Origin of the sequence: Oryzisolibacter sp. LB2S, assembly GCF_040732315.1 — a bacterium.
GTDB lineage: Bacteria > Pseudomonadota > Gammaproteobacteria > Burkholderiales > Burkholderiaceae_C > Alicycliphilus > Alicycliphilus soli.
Genome location: NZ_CP160388.1, coordinates 746563 through 761267 on the forward strand (window position 1 = coordinate 746563; position 14705 = coordinate 761267).

Consider the following 14705-nt stretch of genomic DNA (forward strand, 5'->3'; position numbering starts at 1 on the left):
AACGTCTGATTCCGCTTTCTTGCCGTCATCCCCGCACAGGCGGGGATCCGCAGACGTTCCAGGGCGCTGACTCAGCATGGCCGTGGATTCCCGCCTGCGCGGGAATGACGGCAGTTTTGTTGGTGTTTACCTTGAATCAATGAGCGGGCCGGCTTGTGGCCCGTCGCCCCATGCACCCAGGCATTGCCTACGCCACCCTCGCCTACGTCATCTGGGGGCTGTTCCCGCTGTATTTCCAGTTCTTCAGGTCCGTGTCGCCGCTGGAGATCATTGCCCACCGCACGCTGTGGTCGCTGGTCTTCCTCGCAGCCGTGTTGATCTGGCGGCGGCGGCTCGCCTGGCTTGCGCCGCTGTTGCGCCAGCCGCGCGTGCTCGGGGTGTTTGCGCTGTCGGCGCTGCTGCTTGCGGGCAACTGGCTGGTCTATGTCTGGGCCGTGACCAACGGCCAGGTGCTCGAATCGAGCCTGGGCTACTTCATGCTGCCGCTGGTGAGCGTGGCCCTGGGCACGGTGTTCCTGCACGAGCGGCCACGGCCCGGCCAGTGGCTGGCCGTGGCGATCGCCGCGGCGGGCGTGGCCTGGCTCACCTGGCAGACCGGGCGCCTGCCCTGGGCGGCGCTGGCGCTGGCCCTGACCTTCGGCTTTTACGGCCTGCTGCGCAAGACGGCGCCGCTCGGCGCGCTCGAGGGCCTGTCGCTCGAGACGGCGCTGCTCTTGCCGCTGGCGCTGGGGTACCTCGCCTGGACGGGGCAGGCCGGGCAGGCGGCCTGGACGCAGGCCGGCCCGGGGCTGCTCGCGGCGCTGCTGGCCGTGGGGCCGATCACGGCCGTGCCGCTGCTGCTGTTTGCCGCGGGCGCGCGGCGCATTCCGCTGGCCACGCTGGGGCTGCTGCAATACATCTCGCCCATGCTGCAGTTCGTGCTCGGCGTGTGGCTGCTCGGCGAGGTGGCGTCGCCCGCGCGCATGGTGGGCTTCGGGCTGATCTGGGCGGCGCTGCTGTGCTACTCGCTGGAGGGCCTGTGGCGGCAGCGCGTGGCAAGGCTCGCCATGTGAAAGAAATATGCCTCCAGCGCCCGTGGATAGGGCGCTGGCAGCTATCAAATTTGTCTTATGAGCGCTGGAAGGGCAGCGGCACGTCGTCCGGAATCGGGCAGGTGTAGGGCTTGCCCTGGCGGCGCTCGAGCAGCTCGGCCTTGGCCTGGGCGATGAGCTCGGGGCGGCGCAGCAGTTCGATCGCCGTGCCCGCGAGCACGCGCGCCGCGCGCACCATGCCGGCATGGGCCAGGCTGGACTGACCCTGGGACACCATCTGCCACGAGTGCATGGGCGTGCCGAAGGCGTAGCAGGCCACCCAGGCCTGGGCCGTGGGGGCGATCCAGCTCACATCGGCCACGTCGGTGGAGCCGAACAGGATGTCGTCCGCCTGCGGGTCGTAGGGCGCCACGCCCTCGAACACCCGGGGCAGCTTGCCGCGCAGCACGCTGGCCAGCGGCCGGCTCACGGCGTCGATCTCGTCGCCGCTCAGCGTGGCCTGGAAGTCGCCGGCCTGGGCCTGGGCGGCCGCGTCCACGGTGAGGGCGCCCTCGGCCTGCAGCCGCTCGTACAGCACCTGGTTGAGGGTGCGGTTCTGCAGCAGGTTGGAGCAGGCCTTGTCGAACACGATCTCGACCCGGCAGTCGGTCATGAGCGCGGCGCCGCGCGCCACGTTCTGCACGCGCCGGTACAGGTCGGCGGCCTCGTCGTTGCGCGCCGCGCGTATCAGGTACAGCACCTCGGCGCGCGCCTGCACCACGTTGGGCGACAGGCCGCCCGAGTCGGTCACGGCGTAGTGCACGCGCGCCGAGGGCGGCATGTGCTCGCGCAGGTAGTTCACGCCCACGTTCATGAGCTCGACGGCGTCGAGGGCGCTGCGCCCCAGGTGCGGGGAATGCGCGGCGTGTGAGGCCTTGCCGTGGAAGATGAACTTGGCCTGGATGTTGGCCAGCGTGCTCTGGCTGAAGACGCCGGTGAAGCTCGCCGGGTGCCAGGTCAGGGCCACGTCCACGTCGTCGAACACGCCGGCGCGCGCCATGAAGGTCTTGCCCGAGCCACCTTCCTCGGCCGGGCAGCCGTAGTAGCGCACGCGCGCCTTCTGGCCGCTGGCCAGCAGATGCGCCTGCAGCGCGATGGCGGCAAAGTGCGCCGAGGTGCCCAGCAGGTGGTGGCCGCAGCCATGGCCCGCCAGGCCCGGGCTGTCCACCGAGGGCGTGCACACCAGGGCGCCGCTTTGCTGGTTCAGGCCCGAGAGCGCGTCGTACTCGCCGAGAAAGGCGATCACGGGTCCGGACTCGCCCCATTCGGCCATGAAGGCCGTTGGGATGTCGGCCACGCCCGCCGTGACGCGAAAGCCCGAGGCCGCGAGCGCCTCCATGTGCAGCCGCGCCGACGCCGTCTCGGCGTAGCGCAGCTCGGCCAGCGACCAGATCTTGTCGGCCAGCGCCGTCATGCGCGGGGTCTCGCGTGTGAAGAAGTCCTGCAGCTGTTCCATGGTGCTCCCCCCGCTCATTCGGGCTTGACGCCGAGCCTGTCGAGCAGCGCCTTGTTGCGCTGCGACTCCTGGGCGATCTGCGCCGGGAACTGGCTCTGGTCCATGTTGCTCGGGCTGGCGCCCACGGTCTTGAGGCGCTTTTGCACCTCGGGCAGGTGGGCGGCCTTGACGGCGGCCTCCTGCAGGCGCTGGACGATGGGCGCGGGCGTGCCCTTGGGTGCGACGATGCCGAACCAGCTGATGCCGAGCTGGTTCAGGTTGTCGTAGCCGAGCTCCTTGAAGGTGGGCACATTGGGCAGCTCGGGCGAGCGCGCCTCGGAGGCCTGCACAAAGGGGATGAGCTTGCCGCTCTTGATGTGCGGCATGGCCGAGGGCAGCTGGTCGGGCATGAGCTGCACCATGCCCGCGAGCGCGTCGTTGAGCGCCGGGCCCGATCCGCGGTAGGGCACGATCTGGATGTCGGTCTTGAGCGTGTCGTTGAACGAGGCCAGCAGCAGATGGCCCAGCGTGCCCAGGCCGGGCACGGCGCCGCTGATCTTGCCCGGCTCGGCCTTGGCCTTGGCGACGAAGGCTTCAAAAGTGTTCACGCCTAGCTTTGGGTGGACCATGTACACGGCCGGCATGTTCACCAGGTTGGCCACGGGCGTGAGCTTGGCCGGCAGGCCGGCGGCGCGCGTGAACAGAAACGGGTTGATGGTCATGGTGCTCACCGTCGCCATGCCGATGGTGTAGCCGTCGGGCGCGGCCTGGGCCACCGCCTCGGTGCCGATCACGCCGCCCGCGCCGGCCTTGTTGTCCACCACGATGGCCTGGCCCATGGTGCTGCGCATGCCCTCGGCGATGATGCGCGCCACGATGTCGGTGGAGCCGCCCGCGGCAAACGGCACCACCAGCTTGATGGGCTTGCTCGGGTAGATGTCGGCGGCACGCGCGGCCAGCGGCAGGGACAGGGCCAGGACGGCGCCCGTCAGGGCGGCGACGGCCATGGCACTGGGGTTCAGGCGGCAGGCTTGGGTCGTGGTGCTGGGGCTGCTGTGCATGTATGTCTCCTTGATGGTGGTGCCGTCTTGCCCGCAGGGCCGCGGCAGCGTGCGCCTTGTCTGCTCATGTGCGCACCGCATGGTGTGGAAACTATAGAAAACGCAGATTGCGCGTGCATGTCATTTTTTGGTAGAGATATAAGCGTTGCCGATGGCTGCAACCAAGGCGTCCGAACCACTACCGCCGTGCCGCACCCATGCATGAATCCGACCACTTTCCAGAGAGCCGGCTGCTGCTGTCGCGCCTGACGCGCCAGGCGCGCCTGCGCCAGCTGCAGCTGCTGCTGGCGCTGCAGCAATGCGGCTCCATAGGCCGGGCAGCGGAGCAACTGGGCATGAGCCAGTCCGCTGCCACGCAGGCGCTGACCGAGCTCGAGCGCCTGCTGGACACGCGGCTGTTCGAGCGCCACGCGCGCGGCATACGCCCGACGCAGGCCGGCCAGGCGCTGACCGAGGCGGCGCGCGGCGTGATGCACGAGATCGAGGACGCGGCCGAGACCCTGGCCGCCATGCGCCTGGGGGCCTCGGCGGCGCTGCGCCTGGGGGCCATACCGTCGGCCGCGCATTCCATCCTCGCGCCGCTGCTGGCGCGCTTCTACGCGCTGCACCCGCAGGTGCATGTGGACGTGCAGGAGGGCGAGGGCGCGCGCCTCGTGTCACTCTTGATCGGCGGCGCGCTCGATGCCGTGTTCTGCCGCGAGCCCGCGCAGCTGCCGGCCAGCCATGCCTTCGACGCGCTGCTGGCCGACGAGGCCGTGTTCATCGCCGCGCCCAGCCACCCGCTGGCCGCCAGCCGGTGCGTGCCGCTGGAGCTGCTGGCCGATGCCCGCTGGGTGCTGCCCACGTCCAGCATTGCGGTGCGCGATGTGTTCGAGCGCGTGGTGCTGGCGCGGCTGCCGCAGGCACAGTGGTTTCCCGTGTCCACGGTGTCGCTGCCGGTGCTCGAGAGCCTGCTCGCCCAGCCCGGGGCCGTGACCGTGGCGCCGCGCAGCATCCTGCCGGGGCTGGGCCATGGCGCGGCCACGGCGGGCGTCTGCGTGCTCGACCTGCTGCTGCCGCCCGAGGCGCTGCGGCTCGCGCCGCTGGGCGTGGCCTATCCGCGCGAGACCACGCCCGCGCTGCTGCCCGAGATGCTGGCGCTGTGGCGCGCGCCGGATGCCTGATGCCTGATGTCAGTCGCTCAACCCACCAGATACACCAGCCCCGCCGTCATGACCGTGTAGCGCAGCAGCTTGCCAATGGCCATGTACATCAGGCAGGGCCAGAACGGCAGGCGCAGCCAGCCGGCCACGGCGCACAGCGGGTCGCCGACCACGGGCAGCCAACTGAGCAGACAGGTCTTGGCGCCCCAGCGGCGCAGCCAGACGCGCGCGCGGCGCTCGGCGCGCGTGAGCTCGCGCGCGGGCTTGGTGTCTTCCGGTTGATGCAGGCCCGCGCGGCGCCGGCGGCGCGCGGCGTCCCAGGCCTGGTGGGCGCCCAGGCCCATCCACCAGCTCACGGCGCCGCCCAGCGTGTTGCCGGCCGTGGCCACGAAGATGGCGGGCCAGAACAGCTCGGGGTTGAGCTTGACCAGGCCGAACACCGCGGGCTCCGACCCCATGGGCAGCAGCGTGGCCGAGACAAAGGCCACGACGAATACCGTGCTCAGGCCGAACTGCGGCAGGGCCAGCAGGTCCAGCAGTTGTTGCATCCAGATTTCCATGGTCGGATGGGGAGTGTAGGGGCCTTGCCGTCGACCGACGCGGGCGGCAGGGTCGGGATTTCATTTGCTGAAATTTTGAGCAGGTAAAATCTCGCCCCTCCCCCGCACCTTCCCCGCCCGCCCCTCCATGCACATCGGCCATATTCCTCTGGCGAACCGTCTGTTCGTCGCCCCCATGGCGGGGGTGACGGACCGGCCGTTTCGCCAGCTGTGCAAGCGCCTGGGTGCGGGCTACGCGGTCAGCGAGATGGTGACCTCGCGCAAGGATCTCTGGGCAAGCCTCAAGACCAGCCGCCGCGCCAACCACGAGGGCGAGCCCGGGCCGATTGCCGTGCAGATCGCCGGCACCGACGCCGCCATGATGGCCGAGGCCGCGCTCTACAACGTGGACCGCGGCGCGCAGATCATCGACATCAACATGGGCTGCCCGGCCAAGAAGGTGTGCAACAAATGGGCCGGCTCGGCGCTGATGCAGAACGAGGCCCTGGCCGTGGAGATCGCCGAGGCCGTGGTCGCGGCCTGCGCGCCGCACGGCGTGCCCGTCACGCTCAAGATGCGCACCGGCTGGTGCGCGGCGCACAAGAACGCCGTGCAGCTCGCGCGCCGTTTCGAGGAGGTGGGCGTGCAGATGCTCACCGTCCATGGCCGCACGCGCGAGCAGGGATACAGGGGCGAGGCCGAATACGACACCATCGCCGCCGTCAAGGCCGCTGTGCGCGTGCCCGTGGTGGCCAATGGCGACATCACGAGCCCCGAGAAGGCACGCGCCGTGCTCGCGGCCACGGGCGCCGACGCCATCATGATCGGCCGCGCGGCCCAGGGCCGGCCCTGGATCTTCCGCGAGATCGGCCATTTCCTGGCCACGGGCGAACATCTGGCCCCGCCCCTGGTGGGCGAGGTGCGCCGCCTGCTGCTCGAGCACCTGCAGGACCACTACGGCCTGTACGGCGAGGCCAGCGGCGTGCGCAGCGCGCGCAAGCACATCGCCTGGTATGTGCGCGACCTGCCCGGTGGCGAGGCCCTGCGGCAGCACATCAACAACCTGGAGGACTGCGCGGCGCAGTGGCAGGCGGTAGACGACTACTTTGCCGCCCTGGGCCAGCAGATGGACCGGCTGCCGGCCGCGCGTGGCGACGCGCAGACCCAGCCGCAGGAAGCAAACCATGAGCAAGAACAACAGCATTGAGCAATGCGTGCGCGAAAACCTGCAGAGCTACTTTCGCGACCTGGACGGCGAGAAGCCCGATGGCGTGTACGACATGGTCGTGCGCCTGGTGGAGAGGCCGCTCCTGGAGGTGGTGATGCACCACGCCGACAACAACCAGTCCCGCGCCGCGGAGTGGCTGGGGCTGAACCGCAACACCCTGCGCAAGAAGCTCGTGGAGCACAAGCTGCTCTGAGAGGCTGTGAGTTTTTCCCCTATGCCCGCCTTGCACGCCAAAAACACCCCCGCTCATCGTTGCAAATACTCGCCATGGCTCGGGCCATGTCTGCGTTTTGCGCCTCGATCGGGTGCGTTTTGGCATGCCTTTCGGGCACGAGGGAAATACTCACAGCCTCTGAAGATGCTTCAATAAACATAGCTTTCGGCGCTTGATGCAAGCGCGACAGAACCCATTTTCATACTTAACCACCACGAGCTGCCATGAACGCACTTCTCTCCGTCTCCGACAAGACCGGCATTGTCGAATTTGCCCGCGCCCTGCATGCCCTGGGCATACGCCTGCTGTCCACGGGCGGCACGGCCCAGCTGCTGGCCAAGGAGGGTCTGCCCGTGACCGAGGTGGCCGAGGTCACGCAATTCCCCGAGATGCTCGACGGCCGCGTCAAGACCCTGCACCCCAAGGTGCATGGCGGCCTGCTGGCGCGCCGCGACCTGCCCGCGCACATGGCGGCCCTCAAGGAGCACGGCATCGACACCATCGACCTGCTGGTCGTGAACCTCTATCCGTTCGAGGCCACGGTGGCCAAGGCCGGCTGCACGCTGGCCGACGCGATTGAAAACATCGACATCGGCGGCCCGGCCATGGTGCGCAGCGCCGCCAAGAACTGGAAGGACGTGGGCGTGGTCACCAGCGCCGACCAGTACGAGGCCGTGCTCGCCGAACTGAAGGCCCAGGGCAAGCTCAGCGACAAGCTGCGCTTTGCGCTCTCGGTCGCGGCGTTCAACCGCATCGCCCAGTACGACGGCGCCATCAGCGACTACCTGTCCTCGGTCAACTTTGAGGCCGAGAAGCTGTCCGAGTCCTACGTGCCCGAGCGCAGCCAGTTCCCCGGCCAGAGCAACGGCCACTTCATCAAGGTGCAGGACCTGCGCTACGGCGAGAACAGCCACCAGAGCGCCGCCTGGTACCGCGACCTGTACCCCGCGCCCGGCTCGCTCGCCACCGGCGTGCAGCTGCAGGGCAAGGAGCTGTCCTACAACAACATCGCCGACGCCGACGCCGCCTGGGAATGCGTCAAGAGCTTCAAGCTGCCCGCCTGCGTCATCGTCAAGCACGCCAACCCCTGCGGCGTGGCCGTGGGCACGAGCGCGCTCGAGGCCTATTCCAAGGCCTTCCAGACCGACCCGACGAGCGCCTTCGGCGGCATCATTGCCTTCAACCGTCCGGTGGACGGCGCGGCCGCGCAGAAAGTCTCGCAGCAGTTCGTCGAGGTGCTGATGGCGCCCGACTTCACGCCCGAGGCCCTCGAGGTCTTCAAGGCCAAGGCCAACGTGCGCCTGATGAAGATCGCCCTGCCTGCTGGCGGCGACACGGCCTGGAAGCAGGGCCGCAACGCCATCGACGCCAAGCGCGTGGGCTCGGGCCTGCTGCTGCAGACGGCCGACAACCACGAGCTGCAGCTGCCCGACGTGAAGGTGGTCACCGTCAAGCAGCCCACGCAGGAGGAGATGCAGGATCTGATGTTCGCCTGGAAGGTGGCCAAGTACGTCAAGAGCAACGCCATCGTGTTCTGCAAGGGCGGCATGACCATGGGCGTGGGCGCGGGCCAGATGAGCCGCCTCGACTCGGCCCGCATCGCCAGCATCAAGGCCCAGGCCGCGGGTCTTTCCTTGCAGAACACCGTGGTGGCGAGCGACGCCTTCTTCCCGTTCCGCGACGGCCTGGACGTGGTGGTGGACGCGGGCGCGACCTGCGTGGCCCAGCCCGGCGGCTCCATGCGCGACCAGGAGGTGATTGACGCGGCCAACGAGCGCGGCGTGGCCATGGTGTTCACGGGCGTGCGCCACTTCCGCCACTGATTGGCGCTAGGGTACACAGCAAAAAAGGCCCGTCAGGGCCTTTTTTGTGTCTGAATGGCTGATAGCGCCCGTCAATCAAGCGCTAACAGCTCTTGTTTTTATAGTGATTTGAACACCTGCGCCGCCGCGTCCACGGTCTGGGCGATGTCCTCGACGCTGTGGGCGGCGCTGACAAACCCGGCCTCGTAGAGCGCCGGCGCGGTGTACACGCCGCGATCGAGCAGGCCGTGGAACAGTCGGTTGAAGCGCGCGCCCTCGGTCTGGAGCACCTCGGGGTAGTTCTGCGGCAGGCTGGGCAGCAGGAAGAAGCCGAACATGCCGCCCTCGCTGTCGGCGCAGAAGTCCACGCCCGCGGCCCGGGCCGCGGCGGCCAGGCCCTGGGTGAGCTCGCGCGTGCGCGCCGCGAGCCGGTCATGAAAGCCCGGCTGGCTGATCTCGCGCAGCGTGGCCAGGCCGCAGGCCGTGGCCACCGGGTTGCCGCTGAGCGTGCCGGCCTGGTACACCGGGCCCAGCGGCGCGAGCTGCTCCATGATGGCGCGCGGGCCGCCAAAGGCCGCGAGCGGCATGCCGCCGCCAATTACCTTGCCCAGCACCGTCAGATCGGGTTTGAAGCCCGGGATCTGCTGCGCGTACAGGCTTTGCGCGCCGCCCAGGGCGACGCGAAAGCCGGTCATGACCTCGTCGATGATGAGCAGCGCGCCATGCTGGCTGCACAGTTCGCGTGCGCGGCGCATGAAGGGCACGCTGGCACGCACAAAGTTCATGTTGCCGGCGATGGGCTCCATGATCACGCAGGCCACTTCCTTGCCGTGCAGGGTGAAGGCTTCTTCGAGCTGCGCCACGTCGTTGTATTCGAGCACCAGGGTGTGCTGCACGACCTCGGGCGGCACGCCCGCGCTGGTGGCGTGGCCGAAGGTCGCCAGGCCCGAGCCGGCCTTGACCAGGAGCGAGTCGGCATGGCCGTGGTAGCAGCCGTTGAACTTGATGATCTTGCTGCGGCCGGTGGCGCCGCGCGCCAGGCGAATGGCGCTCATGCCGGCCTCGGTGCCCGAGCTCACCAGGCGCACCATCTCCATCGAGGGTACGTGGCGGATGATCTCCTCGGCCAGCTCCACCTCGCGTTCGGTCGGCGCGCCGAAGGAAAAGCCGTCGAGCGCGGCCTTTTGCACGGCGCCCAGCACGGCCGGGTGGCCGTGGCCCAGGATCATCGGCCCCCAGGAGCCTATGTAGTCGATGTAGCGTTGGCCATTGGCGTCCCAGATATGGGCGCCCTGGGCGCGTGCGATGAAGCGCGGCGTGCCGCCCACGGCGCGAAAGGCGCGCACGGGCGAGTTCACGCCGCCGGGAATCAGCGCCTTGGCGCGGTCGAACAGGATTTGGTTGCGGTCAGTGCTGTGTGTCATGGGGTGGCATGTCAAAACCCTCCGTTGGGGGCGGGAGGGTGTCGTCATTGTCCTCCTCATCGGGCTCGGCCCAGAACATGCGGTCGGGAATCACATGGCCCATGCCGGGGCGAAAGCCATGCGCGAGGCAGCCGTCGAGGTAGGTCAGCGCCTCGCTCGTGGCCTCGCCCAGGTCACGGCCGCTGGCCACGAGTGCGGTCAGCGTGGCCGATACGGTTTCGCCCGCGCCAATGAACGAGGCCTCGAAACGCTCGAAGCGGCCGCTGCCGAGCACGGCCTGGGCCGAGGTGAGGGTGTTCTCGATGTGCTGGTCGGCCGCGGGTATGCCGGTCACGAGCAGGTAGGGCACGCCGGTCTCCGCAAGCGCCATGGCCAGGTCGCGCGCGGAAGGGGGGCGCTGGCCGCTCCAGTCGGGCAGCAGCCAGCGCCAGAGGGTGCTGTGGCTGCCCACGAGTACCGAGGTCTGGGGCAGCAGCAGTTCGGCAAACGCGTCGTGGTATTGGTCTATGAGATCGTCCTGCCACCAGGACAGGTCGGGCATGTAGGCGACTACCGGAATCTCGGGATAGTCGGTGGCAACCGCGGCAATGGCGCTGAGGTTTTCCGGGCTGCCCACAAAGCCGACCTTGATGGCCTGGACGGTCATGTCCTCGAGCACGGCGCGCGTCTGGTCGGCGACGACCTCATCGTCGAGCGTGAAGTGGTCATGGATCTCCACACTGTCGCGGGTGTAGATGCCGGTGACCACGGGCAGCGCATGCCCGCCCACCGACGCCACGGCCGCGATGTCCGCCGCCAGGCCGCCTGCCCCGCTGGGGTCGTTGGCATTGAAAAGCAGGACGCAGATGGCGGGGGGCTGGTCGTCGTCATCCACGGTCGGATCCGGGTTGTCCGGCAAGGAGGAGGGATTGGAATGCATGGAGGGTGCCAGCGTAACCCGTGGCACGAAAGCTGCGATTTGCAGTTATGACTAGATACAATCGTTGCATTCTATGTGAAGGCCGCTTAAGCTGTGGCCGGCCCCGAGGCTCCCGGGCCTGTCCGGGCGTTGGTCGGAATTCTGCGCAGGGCCTGCCCGGCGCATGACATTCCATCCAACCTGCGCGAGTCATGGTTCGGGCAGCGGGGCGCGAAGAACATCTTGAGATGCTGGAGAGATGGGGTGCGGTCACGAGCCGCGTCGTTTTTGGTCCCACGGAGGAGCAGTGAGAATTCGCTATGACGACAAATGATCCCGTATTCAGGGTACTCGTGGTGGATGACAGCAACACCATCAGGCGCAGTGCCGAAATCTTCCTGAAACAGGGAGGGCATGAGGTCTTGCTGGCCGACGATGGCTTTGATGCCCTGTCCAAGGTCAACGACTACCAGCCCCAGCTGATCTTCTGCGACATCCTGATGCCCAAGCTCGATGGCTATCAGACCTGCGCCATCATCAAACGCAATGCGCGCTTTGCCGGCACGCCGGTGGTGATGCTGTCGTCCAAGGACGGGGTGTTCGACAAGGCGCGCGGACGCATGGTGGGCTGTCAGGAATATCTCACCAAGCCGTTCACCAAGGATCAGTTGCTGCAGGCGGTGCAGCAATTCGGGAACACGCAATAAGGAGCGATGCAATGCCGATCCGCAAAGTGCTGGTCGTGGATGATTCCAAGACGGAGCTGATGTACCTGTCCGATCTGCTGCAGAAGCAGGGCCTGCAGGTGCGCACGGCCGAAAATGGCGAGGAGGCGCTGCGCCGGCTGGCCGAGGAGAGGCCGGACCTGATCCTCATGGATGTGGTCATGCCGGGGCAGAACGGGTTTCAGCTCACGCGCACCATCACGCGCGATCCGCAATACGCGGACGTGCCCGTCATCATGTGCACCAGCAAGAATCAGGAGACGGACCGCGTCTGGGGCATGCGCCAGGGCGCGCGTGGCTATATCACCAAGCCGGTCGATCCTGTGGAGTTGCAGGCCAAGATCGCCGCGTTGAACTGAGGCGGGGCGGCATTCGATGGCCCAACGCGAAGCCCTGAAGGAACTGCAGACCCGGCTTGCGGCCCGTCTGCAGGAAGCAAAGGTCCAGAACCAGGCCGTGGCCTCGTGGCTGGCGGTGCAGGTCGGCGGGCAGCATTTCCTGATGCCGCTGGCGCAGTCCGGCGAGATCTTTCCGTGGGCGGGGGTTCAGACCGTGCCCTATACCCAGCCCTGGTTCCTGGGGGTGGCCAATCTGCGCGGCACGCTCACGGGGGTGGTGGATCTCGGGGGGCTGCTCGGCGTGGCGCGCCCACGGTCGGAGCAGGCGCTGTTGGAGTCCAGCCTGCTGACGCTGAATGCGGCCCTGGAGGTCAATGCCGCACTGCTGGTCGATCGTCTGGTGGGCCTGCGCGGGGCCCAGATGTTCGTTGCCTCCGAGTCGCCCGGCAAGGACGCGCCGGCGTACTTTGGAAGCACTTATCTCGATGCACATGGTGAGCGCTGGCAGGAGCTGAACCTGCAGGCTCTGTCGCAGGACTCTGCGTTTCTGGGCATCGGTGTTTGATTTTTGTGAGGCAGCACATGTCCGTCGTGAATACATTGGGAAAACTGTTTCAGCCCAAGCCCGCCGAGCGGGATATCGAGTTGAGCCCGTCGGAAGTGGCGCCCGATTCCATCTCACCCGGCATGCTGTCCCAGGGCTATCAGGCCGATGGCCTGGACAGTGTTCTGGGGAGCTATGGCCCGGCGTCCCAGCAAGGTGGCCCAGGCGCGGCGGATGCCGAACGGGTGACGTTGCCCCTGCTTGGCACGGCCCCTGCTGCCGTCCATCAGCGCCGCCTGTTCATCATGGTGGCCGTTGGCCTGGTGGTGCTGGCGCTGTTGACCGGCTGGGCACTCCAGCAATCGAGGCGCACGGCGCTGCAGCTGACTGCCACGGGGCAGTCGCTGATGCAGTCGCAGCGACTCGCCAAGTCGGTCACGCAGGCCTTGTCCGGACAGCCGCAGGCGTTTGCGGAGGTCAAGGAGAGTGCCGACGTGCTGGGGCGCAATCTGCGCGCGCTCGGCGCGGGCGATTCCGCCCTCGGCGTGCAGGCACTGGGCGAATCGTTCCAGCGTGAGATCGACGCCATGACGCCTCTCGTGGAGCGGGCCGAGCGCAGCGCCGGCGTCATCATGGGTCAGCAGAAGATACTGACGGATGCCGGCAAGGCCTTGCGCACCATCAACCAGCAATCGCACGCCCTGCTGGAGATCGCCGAGACCGTGTCCTCGCTGAAAGTGGAGCGTAACGCGTCAGCCGCGGACATTTCGGCCGCCGGTCAGCTGGTCATGCTGACGCAGCGCATCGGCAAGTCCGCCAACGAGTTTCTGGCCGTCGACGCCGTGAGCCCGGAGGCGGTGTTCCTGCTGGGCAAGGACCTGAACTCGTTCCGGGACATTGCACAAGGCCTCTTGGCTGGCAGTCGCGACGTGCAGGTGCGAGAGCAGCTGCAGGCCTTGATCGGCCTCTATGACGAGACGCGCACGCATGCCGCCGCCATTCTCGGCAACCTGCAGGCGCTGGTGTCGGCAAGGCAGGCCCAGGCCGCCATCGTCGCCGACAGCGAACCGCTGCGCCGTGAGCTCGAGGGTCTGCAGAGCCGGCTTTCCGCGCAGTCCGGTATGGGGGCGGGGCAGATTGCGGCGCTCGCTGTGACGAGTGTTTTCGTGCTGCTCTGTGGCCTGGGCATCTCCCGCATCCAGTTGCTCGACAGCCGCAGTCGCCAGGCCGTTGCCGAGGCGCTGCAGCGTGATGCCAAGCGCCAGGAGCAGGAGGCCAAGCGTGTCAATGACGCCAACCAGGCCGCCATCCTGCGGCTCATGAACGAACTGCAGTCGGTCGCCGAGGGTGATCTGACCCAGGAGGCGACGGTGACCGAGGACATCACCGGCGCCATTGCCGACTCGGTGAACTACACGGTCGAGGAGCTGCGCCTGCTGGTCGGCAGTGTGCAGACCACGGCGGCGCGCGTGGCGCAGACGACCGAGCAGGTGGATACCACCTCCACCGAGCTGCTGGCCGCCTCCACGGAGCAGCTGCGCGAGATTCGCGACACCAGCCGCTCCGTGCTGGACATGGCCGAGCGCATCAACAACGTCTCGTCCCAGGCGCAGGAGTCGGCCGCTGTGGCGCGCCAGTCGCTGCAGGCCGCCGACCAGGGTCTGCAGGCCGTGCAGAACGCCATTGGCGGCATGAATGCCATTCGTGACCAGATCCAGGACACCTCCAAGCGCATCAAGCGCCTGGGTGAGTCGTCGCAGGAAATCGGCGAGATCACCGAGCTGATTTCCGACATTACCGAACAGACCAACGTGCTCGCGCTCAATGCCGCCATCCAGGCCGCATCGGCGGGCGAGGCGGGGCGAGGCTTCTCGGTCGTGGCCGAGGAAGTGCAGCGCCTGGCCGAGCGCTCGGCCGATGCCACGCGCCAGATCTCGGCGCTCGTGAAGGCGATCCAGACCGACACCCAGGATGCGGTCGCTGCCATGGAGCGTTCCACGCAGGGTGTGGTCGAGGGGGCACGTCTGTCCGATGGTGCCGGTGCCGCGCTGACGGAGATCGATCGCGTGTCGCGCCGCCTGGCCGAGCTCATCGAGCAGATCTCGGCCTCCACCTCGCGCGAGGCGGGGCTTGCCAACGGCGTCGCCGACAGCATCCAGCACATCTTTGCGGTGACGGAGCAGACAGAGGAGGGCACGCGCACCACGGCGCAACAGGTGCGCGAGCTGTCCTATGTGGCCGAGGAACTGCGCCAGTCGGTGGCCCGTTTCAAGATTGCCTGAAGT

14 protein-coding genes are annotated in these 14705 nt (G+C 67.9%); 9 read left to right on the forward strand and 5 right to left on the reverse strand.

The window, feature by feature from the left end; translation table 11 throughout:
* The first annotated feature begins 170 nt into the window (after positions 1-170).
* Positions 171-1052: an EamA family transporter RarD gene (gene rarD / locus ABUE11_RS03505; RefSeq protein ID WP_367067700.1), complete on the forward strand. Its 882-nt coding sequence runs from the start codon at positions 171-173 to the stop codon at positions 1050-1052.
* Positions 1053-1107: 55 nt separating this feature from the next.
* Here rarD and ABUE11_RS03510 read toward each other — a convergent pair whose 3' ends face one another.
* Positions 1108-2526: a M20 family metallopeptidase gene (locus tag ABUE11_RS03510; RefSeq protein WP_367067701.1), complete on the reverse strand. Its 1419-nt coding sequence runs from the start codon at positions 2524-2526 to the stop codon at positions 1108-1110.
* 14 nt (positions 2527-2540) lie between these two features.
* A complete protein-coding gene (locus tag ABUE11_RS03515) occupies positions 2541-3512 on the reverse strand; it encodes a tripartite tricarboxylate transporter substrate-binding protein (protein ID WP_367068735.1) in 972 nt (323 codons plus the stop codon).
* 251 nt (positions 3513-3763) lie between these two features.
* On the opposite strand from ABUE11_RS03515, the gene ABUE11_RS03520 reads away from it, so the two are divergent.
* Positions 3764-4729, forward strand: a complete 966-nt coding sequence (locus tag ABUE11_RS03520; RefSeq protein WP_367067702.1) for a LysR family transcriptional regulator — start codon at positions 3764-3766, stop codon at positions 4727-4729.
* A gap of 17 nt (positions 4730-4746) precedes the next feature.
* Here the strand turns inward: ABUE11_RS03520 and ABUE11_RS03525 are convergent, their stop codons facing one another.
* Entirely contained in the window at positions 4747-5256 is a 510-nt protein-coding gene (locus ABUE11_RS03525; protein ID WP_367067703.1) for a YqaA family protein, read from the reverse strand.
* Between the two features lie 139 nt (positions 5257-5395).
* Between ABUE11_RS03525 and dusB the strand changes: the two genes are divergently transcribed.
* The 3 genes from dusB to purH all read left to right on the forward strand — a co-directional run bounded on the left by dusB (position 5396) and on the right by purH (position 8512).
* Positions 5396-6454, forward strand: coding sequence for a tRNA dihydrouridine synthase DusB (gene dusB / locus ABUE11_RS03530; RefSeq protein WP_367067704.1), 1059 nt, complete (start codon positions 5396-5398; stop codon positions 6452-6454).
* Entirely contained in the window at positions 6432-6668 is a 237-nt protein-coding gene (locus tag ABUE11_RS03535) for a Fis family transcriptional regulator (RefSeq protein WP_367067705.1), read from the forward strand. Before dusB ends, ABUE11_RS03535 begins: the two co-directional genes overlap by 23 nt.
* A gap of 245 nt (positions 6669-6913) precedes the next feature.
* On the forward strand, positions 6914-8512 hold the full coding sequence (gene purH / locus ABUE11_RS03540; protein ID WP_367067706.1) for a bifunctional phosphoribosylaminoimidazolecarboxamide formyltransferase/IMP cyclohydrolase: 1599 nt from the start codon (positions 6914-6916) through the stop codon (positions 8510-8512).
* A gap of 98 nt (positions 8513-8610) precedes the next feature.
* Here the strand turns inward: purH and hemL are convergent, their stop codons facing one another.
* Together hemL and ABUE11_RS03550 are read right to left on the reverse strand one after the other, a co-directional pair.
* On the reverse strand, positions 8611-9915 hold the full coding sequence (gene hemL / locus ABUE11_RS03545; RefSeq protein WP_367067707.1) for a glutamate-1-semialdehyde 2,1-aminomutase: 1305 nt from the start codon (positions 9913-9915) through the stop codon (positions 8611-8613).
* Positions 9899-10834: a bifunctional hydroxymethylpyrimidine kinase/phosphomethylpyrimidine kinase gene (locus ABUE11_RS03550; RefSeq protein WP_367067708.1), complete on the reverse strand. Its 936-nt coding sequence runs from the start codon at positions 10832-10834 to the stop codon at positions 9899-9901. Before ABUE11_RS03550 ends, hemL begins: the two co-directional genes overlap by 17 nt.
* Before the next feature lie 299 nt (positions 10835-11133).
* Between ABUE11_RS03550 and ABUE11_RS03555 the strand changes: the two genes are divergently transcribed.
* The 4 genes from ABUE11_RS03555 to ABUE11_RS03570 are packed head-to-tail and all read left to right on the forward strand — an operon-like array spanning position 11134 to position 14702.
* Entirely contained in the window at positions 11134-11520 is a 387-nt protein-coding gene (locus ABUE11_RS03555) for a response regulator (protein WP_367067709.1), read from the forward strand.
* Positions 11521-11531: 11 nt separating this feature from the next.
* Positions 11532-11897: a response regulator gene (locus tag ABUE11_RS03560; RefSeq protein WP_367067710.1), complete on the forward strand. Its 366-nt coding sequence runs from the start codon at positions 11532-11534 to the stop codon at positions 11895-11897.
* Between the two features lie 16 nt (positions 11898-11913).
* Positions 11914-12441, forward strand: coding sequence for a chemotaxis protein CheW (locus ABUE11_RS03565; RefSeq protein WP_367067711.1), 528 nt, complete (start codon positions 11914-11916; stop codon positions 12439-12441).
* A gap of 17 nt (positions 12442-12458) precedes the next feature.
* Positions 12459-14702, forward strand: coding sequence for a methyl-accepting chemotaxis protein (locus tag ABUE11_RS03570; RefSeq protein WP_367067712.1), 2244 nt, complete (start codon positions 12459-12461; stop codon positions 14700-14702).
* Positions 14703-14705: the final 3 nt, after the last annotated feature.